At 44.1% G+C, this 25263-nt stretch carries 22 protein-coding genes; 12 read left to right on the forward strand and 10 right to left on the reverse strand.

The features are described from left to right. The 8 genes from B9G69_RS14975 to queA all read right to left on the reverse strand — a co-directional run bounded on the left by B9G69_RS14975 (nt 1) and on the right by queA (nt 8295). A complete protein-coding gene (locus B9G69_RS14975) occupies nt 1-570 on the reverse strand; it encodes a DUF366 family protein (protein WP_088614432.1) in 570 nt (189 codons plus the stop codon). 2 nt (nt 571-572) lie between these two features. Continuing rightward, nucleotides 573-1268: a 7-cyano-7-deazaguanine synthase QueC gene (queC, locus tag B9G69_RS14980; protein WP_088614431.1), complete on the reverse strand. Its 696-nt coding sequence runs from the start codon at nt 1266-1268 to the stop codon at nt 573-575. Next, nucleotides 1265-2992, reverse strand: a complete 1728-nt coding sequence (gene recJ, locus B9G69_RS14985; protein ID WP_088614430.1) for a single-stranded-DNA-specific exonuclease RecJ — start codon at nt 2990-2992, stop codon at nt 1265-1267. Before recJ ends, queC begins: the two co-directional genes overlap by 4 nt. Nucleotides 2993-3043: 51 nt before the next feature. Then, nucleotides 3044-3994, reverse strand: coding sequence for a protein translocase subunit SecF (gene secF, locus B9G69_RS14990; RefSeq protein ID WP_088614429.1), 951 nt, complete (start codon nt 3992-3994; stop codon nt 3044-3046). A gap of 13 nt (nt 3995-4007) precedes the next feature. Then, complete coding sequence (gene secD / locus B9G69_RS14995; RefSeq protein ID WP_088614428.1) at nt 4008-5693, reverse strand: protein translocase subunit SecD; 1686 nt, start codon at nt 5691-5693, stop codon at nt 4008-4010. After that, nucleotides 5693-6037, reverse strand: coding sequence for a preprotein translocase subunit YajC (gene yajC, locus B9G69_RS15000; protein WP_176400901.1), 345 nt, complete (start codon nt 6035-6037; stop codon nt 5693-5695). Before yajC ends, secD begins: the two co-directional genes overlap by 1 nt. A 64-nt stretch (nt 6038-6101) precedes the next feature. Beyond that, the gene (tgt, locus tag B9G69_RS15005) at nt 6102-7250 is read right to left on the reverse strand and encodes a tRNA guanosine(34) transglycosylase Tgt (protein ID WP_088614427.1); all 1149 of its coding nucleotides are present in this window, start codon (nt 7248-7250) and stop codon (nt 6102-6104) included. A 34-nt stretch (nt 7251-7284) separates the two neighbouring features. Next, complete coding sequence (gene queA / locus B9G69_RS15010; protein ID WP_088614426.1) at nt 7285-8295, reverse strand: tRNA preQ1(34) S-adenosylmethionine ribosyltransferase-isomerase QueA; 1011 nt, start codon at nt 8293-8295, stop codon at nt 7285-7287. Between the two features lie 145 nt (nt 8296-8440). On the opposite strand from queA, the gene B9G69_RS15015 reads away from it, so the two are divergent. Genes B9G69_RS15015 through B9G69_RS15025 form a run of 3 tightly spaced genes read left to right on the forward strand, consistent with a single transcriptional unit; the run spans nt 8441 to nt 10513 of the window. Beyond that, nucleotides 8441-8905, forward strand: coding sequence for a hypothetical protein (locus B9G69_RS15015; protein WP_088614425.1), 465 nt, complete (start codon nt 8441-8443; stop codon nt 8903-8905). A gap of 58 nt (nt 8906-8963) precedes the next feature. Further along, on the forward strand, nt 8964-10103 hold the full coding sequence (locus B9G69_RS15020) for a hypothetical protein (protein WP_088614424.1): 1140 nt from the start codon (nt 8964-8966) through the stop codon (nt 10101-10103). A gap of 35 nt (nt 10104-10138) precedes the next feature. After that, nucleotides 10139-10513 (forward strand): hypothetical protein, encoded by a 375-nt coding sequence (locus B9G69_RS15025; RefSeq protein ID WP_088614423.1) that lies wholly within the window; start codon nt 10139-10141, stop codon nt 10511-10513. Between the two features lie 25 nt (nt 10514-10538). Here the strand turns inward: B9G69_RS15025 and B9G69_RS15030 are convergent, their stop codons facing one another. Further along, on the reverse strand, nt 10539-10721 hold the full coding sequence (locus B9G69_RS15030; protein ID WP_088614422.1) for a hypothetical protein: 183 nt from the start codon (nt 10719-10721) through the stop codon (nt 10539-10541). Nucleotides 10722-10947: 226 nt separating this feature from the next. Here B9G69_RS15030 and B9G69_RS15035 point away from each other — a divergent pair, with 226 nt between their 5' ends. The 6 genes from B9G69_RS15035 to B9G69_RS15060 are packed head-to-tail and all read left to right on the forward strand — an operon-like array spanning nt 10948 to nt 19277. Beyond that, nucleotides 10948-13461: a hypothetical protein gene (locus tag B9G69_RS15035; RefSeq protein WP_176400900.1), complete on the forward strand. Its 2514-nt coding sequence runs from the start codon at nt 10948-10950 to the stop codon at nt 13459-13461. A 1-nt stretch (nt 13462) separates the two neighbouring features. Next, entirely contained in the window at nt 13463-13936 is a 474-nt protein-coding gene (locus tag B9G69_RS15040) for a prepilin-type N-terminal cleavage/methylation domain-containing protein (protein ID WP_088614420.1), read from the forward strand. Further along, entirely contained in the window at nt 13900-14976 is a 1077-nt protein-coding gene (locus tag B9G69_RS15045) for a hypothetical protein (RefSeq protein ID WP_141096871.1), read from the forward strand. Before B9G69_RS15040 ends, B9G69_RS15045 begins: the two co-directional genes overlap by 37 nt. Next, nucleotides 14973-16202, forward strand: a complete 1230-nt coding sequence (locus B9G69_RS15050; RefSeq protein ID WP_088614418.1) for a hypothetical protein — start codon at nt 14973-14975, stop codon at nt 16200-16202. Before B9G69_RS15045 ends, B9G69_RS15050 begins: the two co-directional genes overlap by 4 nt. Before the next feature lie 31 nt (nt 16203-16233). Further along, a complete protein-coding gene (locus tag B9G69_RS15055; RefSeq protein WP_088614417.1) occupies nt 16234-17100 on the forward strand; it encodes a hypothetical protein in 867 nt (288 codons plus the stop codon). Next, nucleotides 17100-19277 carry a hypothetical protein gene (locus tag B9G69_RS15060; protein ID WP_088614416.1) on the forward strand — a complete coding sequence of 726 codons (2178 nt, stop codon included), beginning with the start codon at nt 17100-17102 and terminating at the stop codon, nt 19275-19277. Before B9G69_RS15055 ends, B9G69_RS15060 begins: the two co-directional genes overlap by 1 nt. Here B9G69_RS15060 and B9G69_RS15065 read toward each other — a convergent pair. Further along, nucleotides 19274-21514, reverse strand: a complete 2241-nt coding sequence (locus B9G69_RS15065) for a fused MFS/spermidine synthase (RefSeq protein ID WP_265437814.1) — start codon at nt 21512-21514, stop codon at nt 19274-19276. The two genes, B9G69_RS15060 and B9G69_RS15065, sit on opposite strands and share 4 nt — an antisense overlap. Before the next feature lie 104 nt (nt 21515-21618). Here B9G69_RS15065 and B9G69_RS15070 point away from each other — a divergent pair, with 104 nt between their 5' ends. Genes B9G69_RS15070 through B9G69_RS15080 form a run of 3 tightly spaced genes read left to right on the forward strand, consistent with a single transcriptional unit; the run spans nt 21619 to nt 25173 of the window. Beyond that, nucleotides 21619-22095, forward strand: coding sequence for a hypothetical protein (locus B9G69_RS15070; RefSeq protein WP_088614414.1), 477 nt, complete (start codon nt 21619-21621; stop codon nt 22093-22095). Then, nucleotides 22092-22871, forward strand: a complete 780-nt coding sequence (locus tag B9G69_RS15075; protein ID WP_088614413.1) for a hypothetical protein — start codon at nt 22092-22094, stop codon at nt 22869-22871. Before B9G69_RS15070 ends, B9G69_RS15075 begins: the two co-directional genes overlap by 4 nt. Beyond that, a complete protein-coding gene (locus B9G69_RS15080) occupies nt 22855-25173 on the forward strand; it encodes a hypothetical protein (protein ID WP_088614412.1) in 2319 nt (772 codons plus the stop codon). Before B9G69_RS15075 ends, B9G69_RS15080 begins: the two co-directional genes overlap by 17 nt. Nucleotides 25174-25263 lie beyond the last annotated feature (90 nt).

A 25263-nucleotide genomic window follows, 5' to 3' on the forward strand; every position in this document is an offset into this window, starting at 1 on the left:
TTAAGGAACGGGACGAACTTTTTGGGTAGCAGTGACGATGGTCTGATACTCTTTTCTGAAAAGAGTCATCAGATCTTCGGCTGTTCTGCGAGGATCAACCTGCCAATCATTCAAACAGGCTGTTTTTACAGGTGTGCCTTCATTGGTGATGTTCATTGCGAAATGAACCATTGTTGAAACCGGTGACCGAGTCGCGATACTGATTGAAAGTTTGCGATCGCCCCAGTAGATGTCATCCCCGTCGCGAATCAAAGTCTCTGTCTGAAGTGCTTTTCCTGCATGTGCTTGCATGTAATCACGGGCGATCGAGGCGAACAGTCGTTGCAAAGCGACCCCGCTAAAAAGATCACGATCAAATACTTCAATAATAAAGTGGAGCATTTCGTCGCCAGCGATGATGGCGTTGGCTAGCAAATCCTCACCGTCCACCATGTGAGATGTCGGGATATTGCAGCGGCCGATCCAAGAAATAATAGAAGGCCCCAGAACTCCATGATCAAGGTAAGCAAACAACGAACGAAGTTGGCTGCCATCATAAGAAAATTTCTTTTCAATAAAATGCGTTTCCATTGTTACTCCTTAAATAGATTTTTCACATCAACATTTGCTGCCGCAAACGCACGCTTGGCACGTTGGCAGGATTCACACTGCCCACACCAGTCTTCGCCCGCAAAATAACAGGGCCAAGTCAGCTCCCAAGGAACGTCTAAGCCTTGCCCTAGCATCACAATCGCAGGTTTATTCAAATGAGCCGTATAACAACCCACGGTCACCTTATTTGCAGTAGAATATGAAAACGCCGCCGTTGCAGCCTTTAGAAAATCAATGGAGTTATCCGGAAAAGTGGCCGCCTCTTCAGCGTTGAATCCAGGGATAACGGAGTCGGCACCCAACGCTTCCGCATAGGCTGCAGCGATATTTAAGAAAATACCATTGCGATTTGGAACCCACACCGACTTTGCCGTGTCTGCCGATTTTTGCAAATTGTCGATTTCGACATCTTTACCTGTCGGCACTTGCTGATCGTCGACTAACAAGGAGGACTTGTTGAATTCTTTAAACCAAGTCACATCCAATACTTTGTGAGGCACACCGAGGTGTTTTGCAATTTTTGCGGATTGTTCGATTTCTTTTTTAGCAGCCTTTTGGCCGTAATTAAAAGTCAACGCTAAGACGACTTCATGGTTGTGCTTGATCGCTTCGAAAATATTAACAGTCGAGTCTAAGCCCGACGACAAAAGGACAACGACTTTTTTCTTATTCTTCATGACATGGCCTTCAGATCACGAATTAGGATTTGGATTGTTTTTTGCCCAGCAAAGTAATTCCACTGCAGCTCCCCTAAGATATCATAAAAACCAGGCACATTGTGCAAAGTTTCTAACTGACGAGGTGTCGGGGTAAATAACAAGGCTTCCATCGTCGCATTGCTATCTGGATCAAAGAGCTTCAGGCGAAGATGACCACCCTTAAGTTCTCTTTTTGATAAAACTTGAATACTTGTAAAATGAATCAATGGAATCGCGAAGCCTGCACCAAAGGGGCCGACAAAATCGTACCATTTCATCAGATTTGTACTGACCTCTGGAAGACGGGCTTGAACATCGTAAAAAATCTCAAGCGGCTTTGGCTTTTCACGCAGATCGGAAAAATGAGAGTTCAGACGATCCACAAATTGAGCCACTTTCGTTTCAGCAATTTCAAAGCCAGCGGCCGCAGAGTGGCCCCCGAAACGACTCATCAATTCAGAAGCGGTTGTCATCGCCTCGACTAGACATGCCTCCTGACCTTGAGGAAGACGAGCAGATCCTACGATCATTCCATCTTCACCCACAGACCCCACGAAGGCTGGCTTGTTGTATACTTGAGTGAGCTTCGTCGCGATCAATCCCAGAACCCCACGATGGAAACTGGGAGAAGCTACGAATACAAAGTCTTTATGTGGCCACTGTTTAAGAAGTTCTTGAGCTTCTGACTCCGCATCGCTCTGCAATTGCACGCGTGTCGAATTGTTCTTCATAACTTGACGAACCATATCACGAGCTTTGGAAACGTCGTCTAAAAGAAATATATCAATTGGTAAAACCCCAGACTCCATACGCGACAATGCATTCAGTTTTGGAGCGAAACGAATCGCAACATCCTGGCTCGTTAAAGCGCGGTCTTGAAGATCTAACTCTTCAAGTAATGCTCGAAGTCCTGCTCTTTTAGTCTCGGCAAGCTTCACCAAACCATGCTTCACTAATACACGGTTGTCATCAACAAGGGGAACCATGTCGGTCAAAGTGCCGATCGTAAAATAATCTAAGACTTCTTTTAAATCCCAGTTGTTTTTAGGTAGTTGCGGATGATCATGAAAGTATCTTTTTAGGCCACGAAGAAGATAAAAGGCAACTCCAGCCCCGCACAAATAACCTAAACCACTTTCGCAAGTTCCTTGGTTAGGGTTAATAATGACGTAAGCTTCAGGCAAAGACTCTGCGGGCAAGTGGTGATCTGTTAGGATTACATCCACTCCCAATTCACGAGCTTTGTCGATTGCCGCGTGAGCAGTGATACCCACGTCAACGGTGATAATTAAAGATACACCTTGCGATTTAAGGTCTTCAACGGCTGCCGCATGAAAACCGTAACCTTCAGAAAGACGCTTCGGTTGATAGTGCAAAACCTCGGTAAAACCTAAAGCCTGCATCCCCGTTTTCAACAGCGCGAGCCCAGAAGTTCCGTCCAAATCAAAGTCGGCATAGATGCAGATCTTTTCTTTGTTCAGATAAGCTTGACCAAGACGCTCGAGCGCTTGAGACATCCCCTTTAGCAAAAGAGGATCTTTCAAATCCACGAGTTTTGGAAAAAGCAACTTGTCGACCTCTTGAGGGCTGGTAAATCCGCGGGCCGCCAAAAGCTTACCGATCAAGGATGGCCATTGCCCCTCGACTCTTTCAGGTGTCGCCACCTCGGCTGCTGCTTCTCTTAACTTCCACAAAGGATTCACAAACTCTCCAAGAACACAAAGGCCCCATCTGGGGCCTTTGAAGTTTTAAGCTTAAGCTGCTGTTTTCTTACCCATAATTTTATCCATCATCAAGACAACCGGAGCTGCCACGTAAATGGAAGAGTAAGTACCAAACACGATACCCACGCAGATCGCAAAGGCGATATCACCCACTGTGCCACCCGAGAACAACCACAAGCACAATGCTGAAGTGAATACTGTTCCGGAAGTCATCAATGTACGGTGAAGCATGTCGTTGATCGCTTTATTGATGATGAAGCCATAGCCTTTATCATGGTAGTGCGCATCGGTTTCACGAATACGGTCGAACACCACGATCGTGTCATTCAGCGAGTAACCGATCAAAGTCAGAATCGCCGCAAGGATTGGTACGTTCACCTCTTTACCCACAGCTACGAAGATCGCCAAAGTGATCACCGCATCATGGAATAAGCAGAACACCGCACCCGGTGCATATTTATAATCGAAGCGAAGCGCAACGTAGATCAGGATCACAAGCAAGCAATAGAATACTGCAAGTAATCCGTTACGTTTCAATTCAGCACCCACTTGAGGACCAACAGTATCAACACGACGGATATCCGGATTGTGATCTTTGAAAGTCGTCAAAATGATATCTTTAATTTTCGAGATGTCTTGATTCAAGATTTCATTCGTTTCTTTATCAGTAGCACCCTGCTTACCTTGGAAACGGATGATGAATTCATTGTTATCACCGAATGATTGAACGCCCACTTCGCCCAGTTTTAGTTCATCTACTGAATGACGAACTTGGTCGATGGAAACGCCTTTGTCGAATTTCACTTGAAACTCAGTACCACCTTTAAAGTCGATACCGTAGTTAATACCTTTAACACCAAGGTAAATCAAAGAAGCCACGACCAACAAAACCGAGATACCGGTAAAAATATTCACTTTACCGATAAAATCGTATTTGCCAGAAGATTCAGTTGCCGTATTTTTTGTATTATTGTTAGCCATTTTTATACCGATCCTAGATTGACAACTTTTTCACGTTAAATTTGTAAACCAATTGATCCACGATCACTTTCGAGAAGAAAACGTTCGCAAACAGAGTTGTTACGATACCGATCAATAAGTTCACCGCAAAACCACGCACTGGACCAGTTCCGAAGTACAAAAGTACAACTGCTGTCGCACCTGTTGTGACGTTCGAGTCGATGATCGCAGACATCGCGCGGTTGTAACCTTCTTTGATCGCCACTTTCAAACTGTGACCCGCAAAGAGCTCTTCTTTAATACGTTCGTTAATCAAAACGTTCGCATCCACCGCAAAGCCGACCGTCAAGGCGATCGCCGCGATACCTGGCAATGTCAAAGTTGCGCCAAATGAAGTTAGCAATGCAAGCACCGCCAAAACGTTTACGCCCAAAGCCACAGTCACCACGACGCCCATGCCTTTGTAGTACATAAGCATAAATAGGATGATCAAAGCAGCACCGATATAGGCGCCCAATTTAGCTTTTGCGATAGCATCTTGACCAAGAGTTGCGCCCACACGACGCTCTTCCAATTGCTCTAAAGTCGCTGGCAAAGAACCCGCGCGAAGAGCTGTAGAGATCATTTTTGCTTCGTCCATCATTTGGTTACGGTCACGACCGCCGCCCAATGTGATAGTCGCAGAACCACCACCAATACGTTCACGAATGCTTGGAGCCGATTTGATGATTTTATCCAAAACGATCGCCATTTGTTTGCCAGAATTATTACCTGTCAAATCAGCGAACTTAGCTGCACCTGCAGAGTTGAAACGAAGAGAAACCATAGGAGCGCCGTATTGATCATAACCAACAGTAGCATCATCCAAAGCAGAGCCCGTCAGGTCTGTATCTGTTTTAAGAAGATACGGAACTGCGCCAGCTTCCATCGTTGCTGCATTTCCAGATTTTTCAAAGTACACAGCCGTCTTTTCAGGCAATTTACCTTTAAGATCGTTGTTGATACGAGTCACATAGTCCGAGTACTTCATACCTTCTAGTTTATAACCACCGGCTTTTTCAACCTCAGCGATCATCGCCATTAATTCAGTGGGCGTTTTTTCGTTAGAGACGATCATGAAATCAAGCTTCGCAGTTGTATTAATCAACTGTTTCGCTTTTTCAGCATCGGCCATACCTGGCAATTGAACCAAGATACGATTTGTACCTTGTTGAGAGATAGACGGCTCTGCCACCCCGAACTCGTCGATACGGTTACGGATTGTTTCAATCGCTTGTTGAATGACTTTGTTTTTGTATTCATTCATGTAAGCATCGAAATAACGATATGTTAACGAAGAATCTGTGGATCCAACTTCTTGAAGGTCCGCAGGATGCTTTTCTGACATATATTTTTGAACTTTAGCTTTATCGCCAGCTGCAAAGTGCAGAGTCAACTCGCCTGATTCAGGTTTTTCAGACTTGATGTCAGTCACGCCTACGTTTTCTTTAGCAGTATCCGCTTTGATGGAAGCCATCAAACGTGTTGTGGATTCTTTCACCACACCATCAACGTCAACTCCCATTACAAGGTGCAAGCCACCCTGAATGTCCAAACCGTAGTTCATTTTTTGCTTAGATGGCCACCAGCTCCCAACATTGATCATGTTTGGGGCAAACCATACGATAGCCAATACGATACCAGCGGCGGCGCCGATGGTTCTCCAACGAAGTCCTTCCATTATTTCTTTTCCTCTGTTGCTGCTTTCTGAGTTGTCGCAATTTGTGTACGAAGCATTTTAACTTTCACACCGTCCGCGATCTCTACAGTCACGAATTGGTCAGTGATGCCCTCAAGACGACCAAGGATACCAGAAGACGTGATGACTTCGTCACCGCGTTTAAGTTCCGTCAAAAACTTCTGATGTTCTTTTTGGCGTTTAGACTGAGGACGAATGATAAGGAAATAGAAAATAACAAAGATAAAGATAAATGGCACAAACATCTCAAGAGTAGATGGTTGACCACCCGCTGCTGGGGCTGCGGATTGAGCAAATGCTGCATTAACTAGTAGATTGAATAACATGATTCCTCCAATGATGACGCTAAAATTCAGCATTATTCCATGGAAGAATCAATAGTTATGTCAGTTACCCTTTCTTTACGAAACGCGTTAAGCAGTCATCACGGAACGCCGCCCAACGGCCTTCAGCGATCGCCTCGCGCGCTTTTTCCATCAACTTCATATAGAAATGAATGTTGTGAATCGTGTTCAAACGAGAGCCTAAAATTTCACCACTTAGGAACATGTGGCGAAGATATGCCTTTGTATAGTTCGTACAAGTATAACAATCACATTCTGGATCAAGCGGAGATGGGTCTTCTTTGTACTCGCTGCGCTTGATGCTGACTTTGCCCTGCCAAGTAAAGATCGTACCATTACGTGCCACACGTGTAGGCATGACGCAGTCAAACATGTCGATGCCAGAATCTATTGCAATAATTAAATCCGTTGGCGTACCCACGCCCATCAAATAACGCGGCTTATTGGCTGGCATTTTCGGAGCAACGTGAGGCAATAGCTCATGCATTAAGTGAATAGGCTCTCCGACAGAGAAGCCACCCAGCGCATAGCCTGGTAAATCCACGGATGTGATTTGCTCCAGAGACTTTAAACGATGCTCAAGACTCAAGCCACCTTGGACGATACCAAACAAAAGGCTTTCTTTACGAGTCATCGCTGCTTTCGAACGAAGCAACCAGCGATACGTCAATGCCATAGACTTGTTAATTTCTTCGTCAGTCGCGGGATACTGAAGGCATTCATCGAAAGCCATGATAATGTCTGAGCCGAGATCCATTTGGATCTCCATGCTCTTTTCTGGAGAAATAAAGTGTTTTGCACCGTCTAAATGGGAACGGAACTCCACACCTTCTTCTGTCATGTTGCGAAGCTTTGATAATGAAAAAACTTGGAAGCCACCGGAGTCAGTTAAAATCGGACCGTGCCAGTTCATGAATTTATGAAGCCCGCCCATTTTCTTAATTGTCGATTCACCAGGGCGAAGATGCAAGTGGTAGGTATTACCCAAAACAACTTGAGTGCCACATTCTTTAAGTTCTTCCGGTGTCATTGCTTTCACCGTGGCCTTAGTACCAACTGCCATAAATACGGGAGTTTGCACGGGACCATGAGCCGTCATCAAAGTAGCTCTGCGAGCGTTTCCTTCAGTCTTGTGAACTGTAAATTCGCCCAATTTCATATCTGTTGTGTTCGTCATATTTTTACCATCAAGCATATTTAATCCAGTGCCTCTATTCCATTTCTGGGGGCTACTGGCTCCAGCATGTAAGGTCGCCATAAGAAAAGAGTCGGAACTTTCTCTCAATCGCCCATAAGTAGCAAGTTTTAACTGTTTCTAAAGAGGAAAATCCTGAAACCAACGCAAGCAAGGTGGATTCAGGTTGGTGAAAGTTCGTGAGCAGCCTTTGCACCACTTTGAACTTGTAGCCAGGCTGAATCAGAAGCTTTGTGAAACCTTGATAGCCATCGGAATCAGAACCCTTCAACAAGCCACCGGCAACACTCTCAAGTGAACGAGTGGTTGTTGTGCCCAAAGACCAAATCAGATGACCCGCATTGCGAGCGTCTTGGATTGTCTTCCAGCTTTCAGCGGAAACTTCGACATATTCCTCGTGCATATCATGATCGTTTAGATCTTCGGCTGTCACGGGCAAGAAAGTTCCAAGTCCCACGTGCAAAGTCACTTCGACAATTTTTACGCCTTTAGTGCGTAGTTGCTCCATATCGTTTGTTGAAAAATGCAGACTTGCGGTCGGAGCGGCAAAGCTTCCCGGAGTTTTTGCCCAAGCTGTTTGATACCAAGATTCATCGGCATCAACCGTATGACGAGCATTACGTGCCTTTTGAATGTACGGAGGCAGTGGAAGCTCTGCAACTTTTTGGAAGTAATCTTCAGTAACAGCCTGATTCAAAACCACTTTCTGAGGGCGACCCTTTTCAGCCAACGTCATAGTAACTCCCAACGGAAGTTCCAGGGTCTGACCGATTTTGAATTTCTTAGAGGGGAATAAAACTTCCCATTCCAAGTCGGAGTTCTGTTTAAGAAAAAGAATTTCGACATCACCTGAAAACACGCGGCGCTTTAAAACGCGGGTGTTGTTCACGACCAGGACGTCGTCTTTATTAATTTTTTCCATCAAATCCACGAGAGTGATTTCTTGAGGCTGGTTGTTTTCCACCCACATAACCCGTGAAGGTCGCTGAGGCGAAGTCGCAACAAGCTCTTCAGGATAGTCAAAAATAAGGTCGGTGATTTTCATAGGGCGCAGTCATACCATAGGTCCCTTCCCGTTTGAAGCACCGAAGGTAACTTTTACCTGTAAAAATCTTGAGAAATTCACTACTTATTTCCATTTGAGGCCTCCTCGCTTGCGAAACGGGCCATAATTTGCGAGATTCCTGAGCATGCTTAAAGTCTGGATCACATTCCTTATTTCGACCGCCTTCCCATTGATAACCAACGCCAGCGCCTTGGACTGCCCAGTTTCCGATAAACACTGCGATTTTTATCGCTGCATGGAAGAGCAACAACCTTGCGGCAAGCGCGGTTATTGGAAAGATTTCGGATCTCCTTATTGTGAATTATTCGTACGTGACGAAAAGAAATTCAGCCCTGATAGCCAAATCTGGCTTCAGGATGTTCGACTTTGTTTACAGACACGGTTGAGAGAGTCTGTCGAAGGACTTCAGTGTGGTGACATTAAAGAAAAAGCTATTGATGATCACGTGAGCTGCTATGTGGACACAGGCTTCTGCCAGCTTACGTTTCGTGAGCAATTTAAAATTATGTGGTATTTAAAAGGCGCCCTTCGCGATTATAGAACTTGGCGTGAAGCGGAGCTTCTGCGCCGCGCTTGCCAAAGACCATAGCTTCCATCGTAGCTTCCTAAATCGAGTCTCGTTAACATGAGCCTTTTAGGAGCTCACGATGACGAGATGGATCTCACTTCTGTTACTCTTTTTATTTTCTTCAATCAGTTTTGCGCAAAATCCCATCAGAGGGTTGCGAGTTGATCCCTCTTATTTCTATGAACTTTATCCGACACTAACTGCTGCAGAGATTGCTCAAAAAGTGATCTCCCGGGCGGAGGATGCTCACGTCAATACCCTCTTCGTATATGCATATGCTTCGAATCACGGAGCTTTTTATCCAACAGATTATCCCCTGACCGAAGTCGAAACCCATTTTGGTGAAAAGAATATTTTTAACGAACTTTACCAGTTGGCACTTTCTAAAAACTTTAACGTCATCGCCGTGATTTCTTTGACCGATTATAAATCTGTATGGACCGCTCGTCCCGATTGGCGTTCGAAAAAGATTTCCGGAGAAGATTATAAACCGATGGATAAAACATATCTTTTATCCGCTTGGCACCCCGAATACCGTCAATGGTTAAATGGCTTTTTAAAAGATATCGTTCAACGCTTTCCAAATCTGTATGCAATTGAAGCTGTGGAACCCACCGTGGACTGCTATTGGCGCGGAGAGGCTGATTATAACCCGGCCGCGAACAGTGCTTTTTTCTCTCGTTTTCCGAATGGCAGTCTGGGTGATGATGACTGGAAGAAAATTCGCGCCCAAGGCATCACCGAACTTCTAGGTATGATGTCTGAGATCAGTCATGCCGGAAATATCAAATCCGGTGTCGTCCAAACGTGGCCCGCCCAAGAAGACGGCGGACTTTTTACCTCAGAAAAAATGCGCGACGTTGTGGGATTTGATTTGAACGAAATCTTAAGTCTTAAAGATCTGCAAAAAATAGATTTCGTTGTTGGAGAATTTCTATGGCAACAGTGGCGCGCTGAATATGGGACTGATGTCTTCACTCCAGCTTGGACTCTCCCCGCATCACAGGACTTTGATAAACTCGTCGCTCGACGAAGTGACGTCATTATTCACATCGAGATCTCAACGTGGCACGGTCAACACAGCTCTGTCACTCCAAACTTAAATGAATTTCAAGAGAGCCTGCAGGTGATCTCAAAAACTGTTCCACATATTGATGTGTATGATTATAGCCAAATTGAAAATCGCAGCGCATGGGAGGAATTAGCTGTTTGGAAATAGTTGAGCTTAGGGCATTTTCGCGATAGTCTGTGTTCATGAACATAAAACAACACGTGACGATCAGCTTGATTATTTCGATGACGAGTCTTTTTTCAAGCACCGGCTTTGCTGAGGAACAAGCACCAATCACCCTTCCAACAGAAACTATTTCAGCTCCTGCTGCCCCTGAAAAACCTGCTGAGCCAGTCACGGGTTATCAGGGGATGCTGCCCTACATTCAGGAAAATGCAGCGATTCGCAAAGAGGCTAAAAAGAAGTATGGACCGGAACGATCCGCTAAAAAGTCAAAGAAGTCTAAGGTGAAATCAGCTTCAAAAAAGAAAAGTCGAACGAGTGCGAGTGTAAAAAAATCTGGCAAATCTTCTAAAAAAGTATCTACCAAGAATAAAAAAAGCCCTAGCAAACGCTAAGGCTTTTTTTTATTACCGCCGCTCCCTATTTGTTCAGGCTGCGGTTTTTCTCTGAAGAACTATTTTCGCTATTCAAAGATTCTTCCCCATGGATATCCGATGAATGGTCCATTTGCTTGTTATGGGAAGCTCGTCTTTGCTCCTTGAGATTTCCGTCATAGCGCTTACTCGTTTGGCTGAATCCTTTACCCTTATTATGGCGAGACATAACAACCTCCTTTAGTTGGATTCCCTTTAGCTTACCGGAAATTTATGTTCCACGAACCGACCTCAGGGCGAGTAAGTGTATACGATTTAGCAATGCTCAACTGCCATATATCAGCTTTCGCGATATTATGTCTCATACCGGGACTTTGTGAGTAATTTTTTATAATCCACTTCCCTCACATAATGGAACATTTCTGCCGATATTAAGAATGAACAAAGGGGATTGTTTGAACCATCAAAGAACGTTTCATCAGCGATTGTTAAAGTCGCAACGAGGCTCCGTGCTGCTCTTGTCTGTTTTGGCAGGCATAGTGATCAGTATTATGTTCTTTGCTTCGATCGGCTATATTGAAACGCAAGCCAAGGTTATGGAAAAAGCCGCGGTCAAGTCAGACCGTCGCGTGGTGATGGACGGTCTTTATGCTTACACGGTAAACGCTATTAAACAGAGCTGGTGTTTAACCGAGACTTGGGTTGAGGATCAAAACTGTTCGTTAACTCACGACAGAAACACTGTCCGCTTGAGTTTATCTGATGAGGCTCTATTATTTATCCGCAACTCTGGCACCCCAGCTGCAACTCCGATTACAGCAACACGCCTCTCTTCTATGGGAACAACTATTATTTTGAGTTCGTTGCCGCCATCTCATCCGCTGTATTCTATCGTGTCTCCTTTGGCTGGAGATTACTCAACGCTGAAATTTACAATTGAACGCGACTCTTCGGCGATCTCCGCGGTTAGGGGTCGCGAAGTTCCCATAAAGATTACAATCTTTCTACAACATAAATCCAATACAGAATTTGATCAGACTTTGGTTTCTCGAAACATCATATATCCACGCGAACTCAGTTATTTCGGACTGATCCTTCCAAACAATCTGAGTCTCGCTTCCGGAAGCGATAATCCGCAAAAAGGCGATGTTAATTTCCCAAATATTGATGTACCAGCTGGAAGCGGTCTGCGTTTTGAAAGTCCGGTCTTTATCAATGGGGATCTTCGTCTCCCAAATAGCTCTTTCACAACTCCGATGAACAACGTTACATTCGTCGATAAAATCTTTTTAGCTGGCGTCGTCAGAATGGATGGCATGCAAGACGAAAATAAGTACATGGTGAAAACCGCGGGCGGTAAAGGCTACATGTACAATTACGAAATGCCGAACTTTGCAGGGCTGATGAATGGCTTTGAGATCGATCCCGCTCCAGATAAAGGTTTAAAGTATTTATTTAATCTTGGAGTTACAGGTGATTCAGGCTACGACGCTCTTGCGCAGTGCCGCGATCGTTTGATGGCATCCTATCAACTATCTATCACGGACGACGCTCAGCTCTGGATCAGACCTGTTAAAAAAGAATCAAATAAAGTATCCGTGCAACTGAACTTGGGAAATACCGACAATTTTGTCGAGCAAGATATCGATGGTTATAAGACCACGACCACGGTTCCAAATATAACTGGTCCCGCTGCGGTCCCATCGAATGTCGCGGGTCAACCTGTGATGAAAGTTCAGGCCTATTACAATGGCCTGCAGGCGCCGGGTACGCCGACCCGTGGTTCTTATTCTTCAGAATTTTACGTTTACAGAACCGGAACGACGACCGTCTATCCGACCGGAAACTCCGGCGGTGGCTCCATTGTTTTCCAAGCGACACCAAATGAAATCGGCAGTCGCGTGCAATACAACCAAGTTAATTTGGATATAACTTTTAATTCTCTGAACCTTGGACCTTACATCGCAGAAAATGGAAACGTCCTGACCTATCCTTCAGTTAAGTTTGTGTTTGAAGCCTATGACTACGGCTACAATGCCGGTGTGAACTTACGTAAATCGACGGCAAAATATCCAAAGAAAGTGAACGGTCTGACATTTAATTTGTCTGGTAGCGCTTTGGTTCTTGATTCCAGTCAAGGCAACACTTTCAGTGTCCCGACGATATGGGCTAATAATTCTGGTTTAGCAGATGATCAGGAAAACTATGCTTGGCCGTCCTCAGATGACACTTACAAAAAGAGACACGGTGTATCTGATACAAATTGGTCAGATTTCGATCAAAAGTGTTTTGCCACACCTTCTCCATCAGATCCAAATCCAGATTTCGCATCCTTCCCTGCTGCAAAATGGGATACAGATTTTTCGACACAAGCTCGAAACTCTTGGAGCTTTGATACGGAGTTTAACCTGGATCCAATTCCAGGTTATAGAAATTCGACGATCCTTTACGATAATCCCCTTGATAATACGTTCCATATCGATTCGTTAGTGAATACATGTTCAATTGGTCCGAATATAGATATATGGGCAGGAATGGTTGCGTGTGAAAAATTCGAAATTCGCCAGAGACAACGTCCATTAAGAATCATAGGTACCGTGATTACCAAGCAGGTCGCCATTCATCAGAGCGCTTACGAAAAAGGGATTCGTTGGAGTACAATTTATCATCCACAAGCAACACAAGAATTGATTAATGCTGGAATTCTTGGAAAAGGTAAAGCTACAAAAGAAACAGTCGCCTGTGGTTCCGCTGCGGCCCCGCTTTGGCAGTCTAATATTGGCATAAACGATCGTTATATTCATTGGAATTGTAATCCGGTTAGCTTAAGAACAGCGGATCCGTTCAAATGGTCAACTGTTGACCCTGACTGTGGTCTTCAAGACATCAAAGGTTCAACTGCAATTAAATGTAAAAAGAAAACGACTCGTTTCTTGATCAAAGAAATTAGCCGCGGGAAGGGGTTGTAGTATGAACTTACGAAATAACCGCGGTTACACCATGGTCGAAATTTTAGCAGCGACAGTGATTACGGCAATCGTAAGCTACTCGACTTACTCTTATATTTCCTATTTAGCGCGAGTGAGTTTTCAATTGAAGCTCTCACGAGTCGCCAATGATAACGTGCAAGCCATTGTTGAAAGCATTCGGTTTAATTTATCTTTGTACCAAGTGTCATTCAATCAAAGCATCTCCAAAGAAGAGGCAGTTTTGAAAGCAGATGCACTGCCATGGGGGCTTTCAAAGGGCGAAATGATTCCACGATCAGATTGCGCAACTAAAGGATGCCAGGCCTATTTCGGCTACGTTATCATCCCAAGTCTATTTGTAAAAAACCTATATCAAGTTGATTTGAAGGTTGCGACGGCAGCTCAAAATAATTCGGCCATGAAGTGGAAGGAGGATCAGTGGAAAAAGTACACCTACTACATCACCGTCAAATAAAGCCATCGTCTTCCTTTGTTAGCAACCGACGGGGTGTAACCGTTACTGAACTTTTGGTGGTATTGGGAATGATTGGCATTGTTGCTATAGGCAATGCCTCCTTCCTATTCGACTTCACTAATGAAATGAAAAAAATCACTGCAAATTCAGAAGGCGAAAGCGAGCTTTCCACCCTGAATATCGCGGCGGTGAATATTCTTAAAAAATCATCGGTCAGTTTTAACAAACTGTATGCCCTTGATGATGGAGACGCTACTCGGCAAAACAAGCAGAACTTTTATGATTACTACCCTGATGTACCTCATGCTGTTCTAACTAGGTCCACTATTCGTGCAGACCGAACAATTACTCTTAGCCCCACTGACAGCAAATACTTCTATTTGATTCAGTCCGAAGAAGCAGATTTTGACTCTCTCATTTATGATCCTATGTATGCTTATACAGTCACTTCAACACCTTCAGACCAAATTGCCAGCGGTACAATCAGGTACGAAGGACTGAACTCTATTCCAAACCTCCAAGGCCCGGGTGGAACCCAGTCGGCTAAGGGAACAATGACTAAGGTATTTCAAACACGTTGGGCCGACGGGACTTACTTTATGTTAAGTTGTCCCACTTATCTTCGGGCTATAGATGCAAAAAACAATACGGTGAGCATTTTAACACCTCCCCGCTTCCCATCTTTTTTAGGAAAAGTGGCCTCCGGTGATCTGTTACCAGCAAATTCTTCGGAAGTGGGCATACAATTCTATAACTCGAATCCCTTAGTGCCAACAGCTTCCTACACAAGTGTTGATAACTTTTTCAGAGTCCTCCCTGCGATCGGTGGGGCCGCTCCCTTCGTCAAAGTCGAACCAGTGAAAATGGTTCGTTTTGAATTCCGCACCAATTCCACAACTCAAAAGAACGAACTGTGGTTACAGGAATTCACACAAGGTAAATATAAAGACAAAACTAAATTGATCGAAGAAATAAAAAACGTTGTCTTTAAGCGTTCTTCGATTTCCTTGCCAATTATTAGCATGGAGGTGGAACGATGAAATCATTCCCTCTAACAAACTTTGTTTTAACATCTCTGTTGGCTAGCGCACCGGCTGTGGCTCAAGAAGTTAAAGCCAAGGCAAATCCGAAAGTATCGTCGACAAGTGTGATTCCCTTCACGGGACCTAATTTAAATGACGTGGCCTTGGACTCGCAATTACTTACAAACGGATCCAACTCGTCCACAGCCATATTGGATATCTATGTGAATTGTTTCGGTACCAATTTGCGTGCCGTTCCAAACCCTATTGCAGAATCCTCTGATATTTTCGCTAAAATCACATACCTAACAAGCACGGGAACGAAAACTTTCGAAGTCAAATTCCCTGCAAGGGCAACAATGAACTCTGCGGCTTCAACAGAAGAAGACCTTACCAGTCAAACCCGAGTTCTGATTCCAGCGACGAAAGAAACATTAACGGCGCGCCTGCGCGGTAACTTGATTCGTATCAAGCTGACCGAGTCAAGGACAATTCCTGTTGACGTCTTAGCCACTGGAACTGACTTCGCGAAACTAACAGAGCTGGCAGTAAAAACTGAATTTTTAACCAACATAAGCTTCCGACAAGAGGTTCCAGCAGTGCTTCCCGCCAATACCGAATTTATGGCGTACACAGGCCCCGTAACGGCCGCGAACAACTGGTATGCCTCTGAAAATGGAAAGTCGATTGTTATGCTAGCGTCCTTCCCTGGGGAAAACAGATTTTGCGGAGGCTACTTTTCTCCGTTGGCTTTTAAATTCGACGGAGATGATCTTCCGAAGGTAGATAAAACATCACACTTCCCATTGTTTAGAAGTAAACACAAAATTTCTTGGCCCTCCTTCAAAGAAGATATTTACTTCTTGGCAGTCGATAAAAATAAAAATGGAAAAGTTGATGATGGTGCTGAGCTTTTTGGTGACATCAACAACTATCAGGATGGATTTAAAAACCTGGCCGCATATGACAACAATGGTGATGGTGTTATTGATGAAAAAGATTCGATTTTTAAACTCCTGCTTTTATGGAAAGACAAAAACCATGATGGAAAAAGCAGTAAAGATGAACTAAAAACCATGGAACAAATGGGCGTGACATCCATCTCTTTAACTTATGATGGGACAACACAATCTGCCGGTCCATTTGCGAAGTTGATAGGCCCTGGAGAATTCACCTATAAATTAAAATCAGGTGAGGTCAAGAAAGGGCGCGTTTGGGATATTTTTCTTAAAATTGTACCTTAATTGAGATAGCATTTTTTGATGGGAGGAATCCATGAAAAAGCAAACTCAAATCAGATGGACAACAGGCGTTTTGCTTCTATTTATAATAGCCGTGATTTCCGAAACCGGCTTTTCTGGCACGAATGACGAAGGCCGGGATTCGAATGATCGCTGGGAAAAGCGTTTCAAAAAGGATAAGCCGGTAGCAACGGTGCCTGAAACGAAAGTTGAAATCACCTCCGAAAAGGTAAAGTATGGGGATGGCACGGCAGACTGTCGTGATGCTTTCCTTGTGTTACCAATGCACTATGATCGTCCCGGTGATACTGAGACTTCTCGTTATCCTATTCAAGCATTAGGACATCTTAAAACTCAGAACTTGGATTGTACTAAGGCTCATCCCCCTTTATATAACGACGATGGTTTTGTTGTTACTAGCGGAAACATCACGGTTCAATGTAAAAATGGATCGGTTTTCATTCTGAATTCCAACTGCAAAGGCAAAACGATGGCTGAGTATCGTGCTGAACAGGAAGCGATAAGAATAGCCGAAGAAAAACGTAAAGCAGCTGAGGCTGCAGAAGCAGCAAGAATTGCTGAAGAAAAACGCAAAGCAGAAGAAGCAAGAATTGCAGCTGAAAAAGCAGCGGCAGAAAAAGCGGCAGCGGAGGCAGCTGCGGCTGCAGCTGCAGCTGCGGGTGGAAACTCCAGCAACCTACAATGCACGGGTTGTTCTGCGACTCCGACGTGCACAAGAACCACTGAAACACAGCACTCTAAGAATTCCTTTTCGTACAAAACTGTATATTACTATGCGTGCGCAAACGGGAATAGCTTATACCGAAGCAGTGCTACTGGCTCACAATCATGTGTTAAGGGTTCAGTGACTTGTTCTTCTTCGTCGTATAACGGTAAATAATGGTTTTAAGCTTGGTGGCCCTGGCTTCAGGGCTTCTTAACTTATCCTCACAGGTGCTTTATCAAAAGATCGTCTCAATGACCTTGGGCGATCTTTATATCACCTTCCTTCTTGTCACTTTGACCTTTATATTCGGTACAGCCCTTGGAAGTCTGATTGGCTTTAAAGTGCGCCGTCTTTTACCTTGGGTTGAGATTCTGACGGGCTTTTATAATTTAGCTCTGTTTTTCTTACTCTCTACTGAATTTTATAAAATCCAGCCACCCCAGTTCTTAGTGGTCATTGGATTACTCGTTCCCGCCGTCTCTCTCGGTGTTCAACTTCCCCTGTACAGCTATTACCTTCGTCGCATACGATTTAATTTTATCTATGGGCTTTACCATGGCGGCGCAATCCTGGGACTGTTAGCATTTGAGGTTTACTTTACCCAAGGGCTGTCTGTGAAATATGCAACACTTACCCTCGCATTAGGACAGATTTCGTTGGGACTTATTTTAGGCTTTTTGTTAAAGCATGATATCTTTCAAATCTCTCAAAGTCCTCGCGGAGTTTGGAGAACATTATTTAAGCGCGGTATCGTCGAAATTCCATTCTCGGTTTTTTTAATTTCATTGCTTAGCTCGTACCAAATATTTTGGGCTCTTAAAACGCAGATTTTTTTAACGGAAGCCTTTCGCCTTCATGCCACCCTTATATCGGCTGCAGTTTTTTTCTGGATGACAGTTGCTGGACTTAGCGAAAAATACCTACATCAAATTTCACGATCCATCTTGTATTTCGCTTGGGGTTTTATCATTCTAATCACGCAGATTGCTTTTGCAACCTGGCCCTCATTTGTAACGGACCAGTTCACTGGAGAACTTCCCAACTATTTTATCTGGTCATCTGTCCTAGCCCTCTCCCTCACCTTACCCGTTTTGATTTCCAGTTTAGTGTTTATTAAAAGCACTCAAGAATTAGCACATAGCATTGCCATCGACCAATCCAGTGGATATTTGAATGCACTGGCATGCCTGGGAAATATTCTTGGAATGACCGCTGCTGCTTTGATGGCTCCCCTTTTGTGGAGTAATCTCTATTTCGCGTCGGCGCTGGCCCTGCTGATTGCGGGCATCGTAACCCTCACATATTTTAACAAAAGATACTCTGAAAGTTCATGGGGCTTCGGTCTTCTCGCCTTACTCGCTTTAATAGCTTTTCAACAAAATCCCACTGACAACCTTTTCAAAAATCGATTTGAAAAGAAAAACCGCGAAAATCCGATCCATGCGCAAGTTTATTCCGAAGCCTTCTCGACAATTGCTGTTTTAGAAGATCCATTTACTCCAAATGGAAAACTGAGCCGTCATTATATCATCGATGGACACCGATCCCACGATCTTGAACGAGGTACCGAAAACTTAATTGGTCTTTTTCCAAGAAAATATTTTCCATCGACATTAAACAAATCAATGGTGATTGGCGTAGGTACTGGACAAACTTCCTGGGGAGTTTCTGCCATCAGCGAACATACAGACCTGATTGAGATCTCTCCGACTGTTTTAGATAATTTAAAACTGTTTAAAGAATATAATAACGATCTTGCGAACAGAAAGAACATCGCCATTCACCTGACGGATGGAATGACATTTTTAAAAAACTGTCCCGCGCACACCTATGATCTAATAGTCAACACCGCCACATATCCCGGTAATTTCAATGCCGCTAAACTATATACGACTGAATTCGTAGAACTTGCTGCCAGATGCCTGGGCGATACAGGTATTTATCAAACCTATTTTGATGACTCAACTGTGCAATCTTGGGAACAGCTAGCGAATTTCTTAGCTCCACTGCAGGCCCATTTTAAGCACATCGATATTATCTCTGGGAACTATCCAATCGTGATGGCTTACAATACCGAACGATCGCTGAGCCAAGGCTCCTGGGAGGAATTTTTAACAGAGTTGGATTTAAAGTTCTATAAAGAAAACTTACAAAGCAAAATAGTGTTTAATTTAGAGTGCAATGATATCCAACGCAACATCCCCATTTATCCCGATGGAGAAATGAACACGCTCGATAAGTCTGTCCTGGAAGCGACCTCTATTCGCAACATTATCCGACAAACTTATCAACGTAAGTATTATCTATTTGCGGACTATGCAAAACTCCAAACCCCTGTCTCTTGTTTTTAGTAGTCCTTTGGATAAGTCAAAAACAAGTCCGTCGCATTTGTACGACTAGTCTCTACAAGTAGATTATCATCGGTTACAAACATGGGTGGACGAGGTGACTCAGCACGCACATAGTCCACCCAAGCTTTCGCGAGACCTTCAGCGCGACTGAAATCATCTGAGGAAGCTAACATCGCCCCCCTCCAAGTCACCGTCGGCAAAAGAGGCTTTACAACTTCCAGGGAAATCTCGGACCACTCGGGCAACGGATTTTTGCTACCAACAAAAATCACGCCGTCACTGGAGTATCCGGGCATAACGCGATAATAAGGAAATGACGAGACAGCCGTATGAACTAGCGCTGTCAAATCGCGAGGGGCACCAAACATCAGCTGAGCATAAATTCCACCAGGTTTTAAGTGCTCCTGTACCATTTTATAAAATTCTTTAGACATCAAATACGTCGTTCCAGGGCCATATGGATCGACGTTCACAGTAATGATATCCCATTTTTTATTAGATAGACCGATAAAGCTTCTTCCGTCATCGGCGACATTTTTTACGCGTGGATCGTTTAAATAGGAATTGTCTTTGAAGCGCAGTTCGCTTTGCGCCTTCATAACCAGAGGAAGGATATCAACACTGGTAATCTGTTTAATTTGAGGGATGCGGCTGAAGGCCTCTGTTGTAAGACCGTATCCCATCCCCACCACAAGGACTTCGTCCAAGTTTTTAGCAAATGCCGTTGGAAATAATGCCAAGCTTTTTTGTACAGTGGACGTTTCTCCGAATCCGTAAGGAGCCACCAGCGAGGTGTAGTTATGAAACATCGCCCATCGATCCGCGGCGACGCCTTGCTGTTCATTAGATTTTAAAGGAATTACATTCAAGTATCCAAACTCATCTTCAGCCTCAAACAGGGCCGATCCCGCGGGGTTTAAACTCATGGATCGCGTTCCTATAAAGAGGATCAACAAACAGGAAACCACAACTGAAGAAATACGTGAGGCACCTCGTAAAAACAAAGCCGAACCAACAACACCCAATACAAGCAAAGACACATAAAGAAGCTTAAGACTTCCAACCGTACCCAACCATGAAAACAGCAAATAAGTCGTTAGCATACTTCCTAAAACAGAGGCAAACGTATTGATGTAAACAGAATATGAAAGGCTGCGCGTTTTCTGCAGCTGTGTACTCATTCCAGTTTGAATGACTTTCAGTGATAAAGGGAAGCAAAGCCCCAATAGCAGTCCTGGCAAAATCGCTATGAAAAGCAAAACGCCCCAGTAAATGAGTCTCATCGACTTGGCATAGGGATGACTTAGATCCACACCAATGGCTACCGCAGAAGGAAGCAAAATAAATCCTATCGCAGCACAAAAACCCGTCATACGTAAAATAAATAAAACCGCGGCCAATTGTTTATCAGTCGCCAGTTTTGACAGACGAGGGCTTAAAAATGCCCCAATTGCTAACGTTAAAAGCAAAACAGAAAGGACAACAGAATGGACGTAAACACGTCCACCTAAAAAGAGGTGACCCAGTCGAAACCAAATTTGCTCAAGACTTAAAACAAAGAATCCGCTTAAACCACTTAAACACATCGCCCAAACTTTAATTTTTCCAGGGGAAAGCGCTTCTACAGAGGTCGAAGACTGACGGTCCTCTCCTGATGCCTCAGCTTTAGACGTGAAAACATATTTTTCTTTGTAAAATAGTGCCGCAGCCAACAGATTAAGAATAAATCCACAGATGAGCGCTCCGGAAAGCCCAAAATTGTAGATCAGGACCACATAAGAGCAAAGAGCGCCCAGCGCGCCGCCTAAGCAGTTGGCAGCGTAAAGCCACTGATGCTCTTTTGATGATGAGAACTTGTAACTCATGAAAGGATAAGAAAGCCCCATCAAAAAGGTCGCCGGGAAAATAAATACGCCAGACATAATGAAATGACTTAAAAGTTTTGGCAGAGGGCTGTCTTTTAAAATTTGCGCCAGTTGCTGGTGGGCGCCGAAGAGGAAGATGGCCCCTAAGCCGATCACTAATACAATCGCTATTTCACAGATAGAATATAGAGGCAGTTGTTTTTTAGAATCGCGTTGCAAAAAGCGCGGAGCTGCTGCCGTCCCTAACCCCAGGCCCAACATAAAATGAGCGATCACACAGGAAATCGAAAGCGTTGTTCCACCCAATAAGGAAGAAAAAAGACGAATCCAAAGTACTTGATAAAGAAGTCCCGAAAAGCCAGTTAGGAACATGGCAATCATACCCAGTCTGAATATTTTTGTTTTCAGAATCTCCTCCTTGTTTACTTGTCAAAGATGCTATCAATGGTCTAGCCTTATTTCTATGGAAATGTGCAATGACTAAAAGAGCCGAACTCATTATTATTTTTTCTTGCGCACTTCTTTTTTTCATCTGCTTTTTTGTGCATCCCGTTTTTCCGGTGCAAAGATATCCTCTGTTCGCAGATGCGCCAAAATTTTATGATACCTATATTATCACCACGCCGGAAGGTGTGGTGGTTTCGCCTTCCGAACTCAATTTACAGAATACCTACGATGGTGATCCCACGTACTTGGTGGGTCGCCTACCTACGACAGTCTATAAATGGGGCCAGAGCTTGAGCTTCTCGGAACTTCAAAATCACTTCAAATCAGAAAAAGCAGGATTAACTTCGCAGTATCCAGTTCTGTGCTTGACTCGCACAACATGGGCAACACTTCCTGACAAGTCTTTTGGTGCACGGTCTTTCACAAGCTTCGCGTTGGTGAATCAAGAACTCACATCTGATAACAATGTCATTCAATCTGTCTGCAATCACCGAGGCCAGCAATGAAATGGCCAGTAAGTGAAAAGTATCTTGCAGGTTTCAAAGCGCTGACCCTGGCATCAGTGATCGCACTTCTGTTTGATCAATTGTTCATTCCATGGCGCACGGAAGGACAGATTCAAGTCGTTTCCCTCGCGGGGTGGCTTCCGGAAAATATCATGAGCTCATACCCTTTATTTCAAGCAGTGACAGTTGCGGGAATCGTCGGTGTCGGGTTGTGGTTATTTAACTTTTTTCCCAAGGTCACATCGATTCTTTCCGTTATTCTGTTCGTGTTGTCCACATCTCTTTATTTGCAGAATGAGCCCTTCGGAGATCATCGACAATCAGTCTTCTGTTTATTGATGATACTCCTGGCCGCACGTGAGTATCGCCTCGTACAGCATTATTTTTTCCAGGTCGCCGCGGGCATTGTGATTTCATTTTACTTTCTGGCAGGCTGGGAAAAAGTATTTTATTCGGGCTTAGCTTGGATTAACGGAACAAGCCTTCAGATATTCGTGCATTACACAGGAAATGAGCGATCCGTTCTGCGCCGACTTATTCTACACAACGTGGATGTCGCTCGTGTTCTGCAGGCTGGAATTTTAATATTGGAATGCGGATCGTTTTTACTTTTTGGTTCCCGTGGACTTCGAAGACTGTGGCTGGTGGGTCTAGTGGGATTCCACGTCGGTATCGAAGAAATTTTCGGGTACCGCTACTTTTTGCACTTACTAGTCGTGCTGTATCTCTTTGCACTTCCGGATTGGATGGATAGGAAACATGACAAAATTGCGTAGTCCAAAAATAGAGTTTCTATATTTGATCTGGTTCGGCGTTCCTGTGTTGCTCTACCAAATTCTTATTTCGCGAATCTTGACGCAGGTTTTCGGCAGCCTATTCTTTATTCAATTGTTTCTAATTGCGGTTGCATACTTGGGAACAGCTTTGGGCTCCTATTGGAGTCTCCGTTTAAAACTAAATCTCGCAAAAAGCCATGGGGTTTTGTTTGCACTCATCTTGCTTCTGATCAGTTTCGATCAGTCAAGCTCTGAACTTTTGGCCTATCCGCTGATGAGTCTTGTCTTGGGATTCATTTTATTTTTTGCGATCTCCTTCGTTTCCTCCGTTCTTTTGCCATTGTATTTTGAAGAACAACGTCAACGCGGACAGGACGAGGTTTCCGCCTTTAACAAAATCTATTTTTACTTTCACCTATTGGTCGTCGCTGGTTTAATTTTCATGGAGCTTGGCTTTTTGCACGTCCTAGGAATTAACAAAATCTTGCTATTCCTTGGTGTTATGGAGTGGTTCTGGGCGATGTATTGGATGAAACATTCACGTGCAAAACAATTGAATCTGCCCCGTACATCTTTCAAGAAAGATCTGACAGAATCCTCCTCGGTCATGATACCTCTATTTATATTTTCTGTTTTCAGCGGTATCATTCAATCAATTCTTTATCGCCAGATTCAAAATGTCTTAGCTCCACTTGCATTCCACTACTCTCTTTACTTGGCAGCTTTGATTTTAAGTTGGTCACTATCAAGTCTGTGGTTTCGTGGAAAAAATGGTTACAAATGGCTTCCCTGGACAAGATTTAAACAGAACTCTGGTGTTTTAACCTTAGCGCTGCTTGTTTGGAGTCTTTCGTGGCCGGTATTTTGGTCAGCACTGATGGACTTTGTGCCGTGGCCCAACACTTCTCTGGCTACGTTTGTACAAAGAGCCCTTTTTTGCGTGGGCTTGATTCTGCCAACAGGATTTTTCTTCGGCAGTCTGTTACCCCTGGTTAAAAAAGAAAATGATAAGATCCCCGTGGGAACTTACCTTGCAATAAATAGCTGCGGAAATGCGACAGGCATCTTATTGTTTATTTCATTTTTATTCGAAGCGACTGGAATATTTCAGCTTTGGGCATTGCTTGGCATTCTTTGCCTCGTCTTTGCAAACAGGTCGATGAAATTTAGAGTGATGACTTCCGCCACCGTTATGGTCCTATGCACTTTGACTTATTTTCTTGTCACTGATTTTTCATGGGCGCTTGGCAGTTACTCTCACCGAAGTTTTGCCCGCTGGTATAAAGACAGCCAAAGCGTCACCGATAATAGAGTTTTTAAACACAACTCAAGCGAAGTGAATTTCGTCGAGCTCGATCATAGTCACAAATTTATGATTATGAATGGTCACCATTCGATCAATCTGTATTCCGGAAAATCCTATTCTCCCACAGATACATTCATGGGTCTGACTCCCCTTTCTTACGTGAATAAATTCAACAATGCTTTGGTGATCGGCTTAGGGACTGGCGCCACAGTCATGGGCTCGGCAGATACATTCAAACACGTGGATGTCATAGATTTAGATCCCACGATGCTAAAGGTCTTGGATTTCATGCCTTTGGTCGCTAAAAAAGTTAGATCTCCGAACGTGAAATTCACAGAAGCTGACGGCTTAACATTCCTACGCACGCAGAATCGCCGTTACGACTTGATTATAAACAACGTTCCCTCTCCGGTTTATTTTGCCGCTGCAAAACTTTGGAGCCGAGAAGCAATTGAAGCCGTTTATGAGTCTTTGGAAGAAGATGGTATTTTCGCGCAATGGTTAGATGGCGAGCTTAGTCTTGAGAACATCAATATTCAGTTACAGACCTCACAGGATCTCTTCAAACACTGTGACATGTTTTATCTGCAGTTTAATTTTTATAGCTTAGTCTGCAGCAAGGGAGACCGAGCTCTGAGCTTACATAAACACCCAGAAGCAGCTGCGAACCTTATGCAGACGGATACAGTAAGTTACTCCCAATTTTTTGAAGCTTTACGATTTCCGGCAGTTAACACGGCTCCGCAGAATTCCCTAGCACCTTCGAACACTCTTGATCAGCCGTATATGGACGTCCTGGTGGCCCGAAATCCGCCAGGATGGGTAGGCAATGACTCACAAGACAACGTCGTCACCTACTTTAATTTGGCTCAGTATGTGAATCCTGATCTTGCCCTCAAATCCCCGGAAGTTGACAAAAGGTGCCGACTGTTCAACAGCTGGATTTTCCGCAAAGAGTTTAAGGACAACGGAGAGCTGTGCTCCCCCATCTTTTAAAGACGCCTTGCAAAATCGGCCCGTATAGAGATTTGCCCCGTTTTCCCATGTGGTGTTAGACTTCGGGGCAAATCACATCCAGAAGGCCCT

Origin of the sequence: Bdellovibrio sp. SKB1291214 (assembly GCF_002209355.2) — a bacterium.
Classification (GTDB): Bacteria; Bdellovibrionota; Bdellovibrionia; order Bdellovibrionales; family Bdellovibrionaceae; genus Bdellovibrio.

Bases quoted from the DNA above. Each gene is read 5' to 3' on its own strand.
- yajC (WP_176400901.1), bottom strand. From the start codon at position 6,037: ATGTTATTCAATCTACTAGTTAATGCAGCATTTGCTCAATCCGCAGCC.
- B9G69_RS15015 (WP_088614425.1), top strand. From the start codon at position 8,441: ATGCTTAAAGTCTGGATCACATTCCTTATTTCGACCGCCTTCCCATTG.
- B9G69_RS15070 (WP_088614414.1), top strand. From the start codon at position 21,619: ATGACTAAAAGAGCCGAACTCATTATTATTTTTTCTTGCGCACTTCTT.
- B9G69_RS15065 (WP_265437814.1), bottom strand. From the start codon at position 21,514: ATGTTCCTAACTGGCTTTTCGGGACTTCTTTATCAAGTACTTTGGATT.
- B9G69_RS15020 (WP_088614424.1), top strand. From the start codon at position 8,964: ATGACGAGATGGATCTCACTTCTGTTACTCTTTTTATTTTCTTCAATC.
- B9G69_RS15040 (WP_088614420.1), top strand. From the start codon at position 13,463: ATGAACTTACGAAATAACCGCGGTTACACCATGGTCGAAATTTTAGCA.
- secD (WP_088614428.1), bottom strand. From the start codon at position 5,693: ATGGAAGGACTTCGTTGGAGAACCATCGGCGCCGCCGCTGGTATCGTA.
- B9G69_RS15080 (WP_088614412.1), top strand. From the start codon at position 22,855: ATGACAAAATTGCGTAGTCCAAAAATAGAGTTTCTATATTTGATCTGG.
- secF (WP_088614429.1), bottom strand. From the start codon at position 3,994: ATGGCTAACAATAATACAAAAAATACGGCAACTGAATCTTCTGGCAAA.
- tgt (WP_088614427.1), bottom strand. From the start codon at position 7,250: ATGCTTGATGGTAAAAATATGACGAACACAACAGATATGAAATTGGGC.
- B9G69_RS15050 (WP_088614418.1), top strand. From the start codon at position 14,973: ATGAAATCATTCCCTCTAACAAACTTTGTTTTAACATCTCTGTTGGCT.
- queA (WP_088614426.1), bottom strand. From the start codon at position 8,295: ATGAAAATCACCGACCTTATTTTTGACTATCCTGAAGAGCTTGTTGCG.
- B9G69_RS15075 (WP_088614413.1), top strand. From the start codon at position 22,092: ATGAAATGGCCAGTAAGTGAAAAGTATCTTGCAGGTTTCAAAGCGCTG.
- B9G69_RS15055 (WP_088614417.1), top strand. From the start codon at position 16,234: ATGAAAAAGCAAACTCAAATCAGATGGACAACAGGCGTTTTGCTTCTA.
- B9G69_RS15025 (WP_088614423.1), top strand. From the start codon at position 10,139: ATGAACATAAAACAACACGTGACGATCAGCTTGATTATTTCGATGACG.
- queC (WP_088614431.1), bottom strand. From the start codon at position 1,268: ATGAAGAATAAGAAAAAAGTCGTTGTCCTTTTGTCGTCGGGCTTAGAC.
- B9G69_RS14975 (WP_088614432.1), bottom strand. From the start codon at position 570: ATGGAAACGCATTTTATTGAAAAGAAATTTTCTTATGATGGCAGCCAA.
- B9G69_RS15030 (WP_088614422.1), bottom strand. From the start codon at position 10,721: ATGTCTCGCCATAATAAGGGTAAAGGATTCAGCCAAACGAGTAAGCGC.
- B9G69_RS15060 (WP_088614416.1), top strand. From the start codon at position 17,100: ATGGTTTTAAGCTTGGTGGCCCTGGCTTCAGGGCTTCTTAACTTATCC.